This window comes from Psychrobacter pasteurii (assembly GCF_900162815.1).
GTDB classification, from domain to species: Bacteria; Pseudomonadota; Gammaproteobacteria; order Pseudomonadales; family Moraxellaceae; genus Psychrobacter; species Psychrobacter pasteurii.
In genome coordinates, this window is the sequence record NZ_FUGD01000159.1 from 1 (window position 1) to 2,745 (window position 2,745).

4 protein-coding genes are annotated in these 2,745 nt (G+C 42.0%); 1 reads left to right on the plus strand and 3 read right to left on the minus strand.

Features of this window, described 5'->3' with window-relative positions; translation table 11 throughout:
- A partial coding sequence (locus A1232T_RS12895; RefSeq protein WP_208606956.1) for a transposase domain-containing protein occupies window positions 1-300 on the minus strand: 300 nt, incomplete at its 3' end.
- Between the two features lie 95 nt (window positions 301-395).
- Entirely contained in the window at window positions 396-773 is a 378-nt protein-coding gene (locus A1232T_RS12900; RefSeq protein ID WP_077449772.1) for a hypothetical protein, read from the minus strand.
- A 154-nt stretch (window positions 774-927) separates the two neighbouring features.
- On the opposite strand from A1232T_RS12900, the gene catB reads away from it, so the two are divergent.
- Entirely contained in the window at window positions 928-1,560 is a 633-nt protein-coding gene (gene catB / locus A1232T_RS12905; protein ID WP_077449773.1) for a type B chloramphenicol O-acetyltransferase, read from the plus strand.
- Between the two features lie 69 nt (window positions 1,561-1,629).
- Here the strand turns inward: catB and A1232T_RS12910 are convergent, their stop codons facing one another.
- Window positions 1,630-2,607, minus strand: a complete 978-nt coding sequence (locus A1232T_RS12910; RefSeq protein WP_077449774.1) for a zinc-binding dehydrogenase — start codon at window positions 2,605-2,607, stop codon at window positions 1,630-1,632.
- Between the last annotated feature and the right edge of the window lie 138 nt (window positions 2,608-2,745).

Sequence of the window (2,745 nt, forward strand, 5' to 3'; positions counted from 1 at the left end):
TAGAGGCTCATGCCCGAGGCGTTGTCTTGCTTGTACCACAGCGCTGGGCACACAGGCCTGGGAGTCTATATTAAGACGCATCTGCTCTGTGATATACCAGATGGAACGGTTTCGATATAAAGCTGTGCCGATGACTATCCAAACAACGTGTTCGGCAGGTAGCTTCCGTCTTCTGATGCTTGCTTTGCCGGTATATTCTAAGGCCTGTTGTATCCAGTCAGGGTCTACTAATTCACTAAATTGTTCTAGGGTTTCTGGGATCCTTTTATGCGTCTCATTAATAGCGTCTTGTAGTCTCATAGTAAAATAGCCCATCTACTTATTAGATGGGCTATTTTATTACTTTTATTGAGTTTTTGCCTTAACTGACTGGCATTACCCTATTGGGTGCTTTTTTATGCCCGGTCATCTTGGGTATTGCTGAATAAGGCTTGACGATGTTCCTCTCTAATAGTCTCAGCTATCCAGATAACAAACTTTGCATCATGGAAAGCAGCGTAGGTGATTAGCTTGCCTAGGTGGTCATGGTCAGTTCTATTAAATTGATTTTCAATAATGACGTTTTTGTTCGTTCCTAAATCTTTAGCCAATAAATCGAGTGAAAAATCGCCACAATTAGCTTCTTCTTTGATAAGTTCTAAGTCTAACCCTATTACCTCACCTAAAACATTAATGTTACGAGCTAACCAAGGGGTAAAATCTAGAGCTTCATGTTTCCATATATCTCGAAGTGGAACCTTTATAATAGTTCCAAAGTCCATATCATCATTCATAATTAAACCTCTAGCATCAACTCAATTAAATTTTATAAATCTTAAGCACCTTCGTGGTTTAAGTGCTTTAATCATACAGGATATAAAAAAGGCTTAGTGAAAATTTATTAATAAGTCTACGACCTTAAATATATTATTAAATATGAACAATACTATGAATAACTATTTCGAAAGCCCCTTCCAAGGAAAATTACTAAAAGAACAAGTCACCAATCCCAATATTATCGTCGGTGAGTACAGTTATTATTCGGGCTATTACCACGGTCACAGCTTCGATGATTGTGCGCGTTATTTAGCACCTGATCGGGATGATGTCGATAAACTCATCATTGGGCGTTATTGCTCTATTGGCTCTGGTGCGGTGTTTATGATGGCGGGCAATCAAGGTCATCAAGCATCTTGGGCCAGTACTTATCCGTTTTTTTATCAACAAGACGAGCAGTTTGCTGATGCTATAGATGGCTTTGAGCGAGCAGGGGATACGGTTATTGGTAATGAGGTCTGGATTGGTTCTGAGGCGATGATTATGCCAGGAGTGACAGTCGGTGATGGGGCGATTATTGCCAGCCGTGCTGTGGTAACCAAGAATGTCGAGCCGTATTCTATTGTCGGCTCAAATCCTGCAAAACTGATTCGCTATCGCTTCTCGAAAGCTGAGATAGAGCAACTGCTTGAGATGCAGTGGTGGTTCTGGACAGAGGCTCAAGTTAAAGACGCCATGCCGTTGTTATGTTCCTCAAAAATTAATGAGCTTTATGAGTATTGGCAGCAACGGGTATCAAATTAAAAGTGGGTTTAACAAAAAAAGTAGCAGTCTGACTGCTACTTTTTTTATGAGTGTATGCTTATTAATCTATTAAATTCTAAGTAAAACCTTACCTTGTTTGTTCTTTTGAACTTTGCCAGACACGGCAGTTGTAATATCTTCTAAGTCATAAATCGCTTCAACAGGCAGTGATAACTGACCAGATATCACGCGGTCTTTTAGCTCGTTAATTAAACGATGCTTGTTCTCAATACTCATCTCACGGCTGGTTTTACTGCCCCAAAAGCCTTTAATAACCGCTTCTTTAAAAATAAGATTGCTTGGGTTTAACGTCATAGGCTGACCGGCCATGACCCCGAAGGAGACGAGTGTGCCACCACTGCCTAGCAGGGTTAATAAATCATTACTGGCTTCACCGCCGATTGAGTCGGCTGCGGCACTGATTGATGCGTCGCCCACAATGCTGCGGACTTTATCCATCCAGTCAGACTGCGAAGAGTCAACGACGTGCTCGATGCCCAACTGACGTAAAGCATCGGCAGCCTCTGGACGGCGAATAATGCTGATGCTGTTTACACCGCGGGCCGTAGCAAGCATAGCAAAAGACTTGCCCACAGCACCATTGGCGACGTTTAAAATGGCCCATTGACCAGGTTTTACTTCTAAAAATTCTAACAGCATCAACGCACTTAACGGCATGGCAATTAGCTGTGCGGCCATCTCATCTTCTAACTCGTCAGGAACAGGAAATACCATTTTCGCTGGTGCGGTAAAGTATTCTGCCCACGTGCCTTTGACGCTAGCTGCAGCAACACGTTGACCAACCTCGAATCCCTCTACATCAGTTCCGATGGCGTCAATAACGCCCAACGCCTCACTACCAGCAATAGCAGGCAAGTCAGGCTTATCACCGTATTGACCTCTAATAGTCACTAAATCGTGATTGTGGATAGAGGCTAAGATAGTTTTAACGCGCACCTCGTTAGGTGCAGGTTCGGGGATCGGATTATCAACGATACTTAACACATCAGAAGGTTTGCCATAGCTGTTATAACTTGCAGTACGCATAATAACTTCCCTTATTATTTATGATTATTTTATTAAATATGAGCGCTTTAAAATAAGCTCTCTAGGGCGTGTCCCTAATTTGAAAAATACAGATAAAGCCTTATTTTAATCCTATATATCAACAAAATATAGGGAAAC

What these genes read in the sequence shown, in the direction of transcription:
- A1232T_RS12900 (WP_077449772.1), bottom strand. Translation starts at nt 773, where the DNA reads ATGAATGATGATATGGACTTTGGAACTATTATAAAGGTTCCACTTCGA.
- catB (WP_077449773.1), top strand. Translation starts at nt 928, where the DNA reads ATGAATAACTATTTCGAAAGCCCCTTCCAAGGAAAATTACTAAAAGAA.
- A1232T_RS12910 (WP_077449774.1), bottom strand. Translation starts at nt 2,607, where the DNA reads ATGCGTACTGCAAGTTATAACAGCTATGGCAAACCTTCTGATGTGTTA.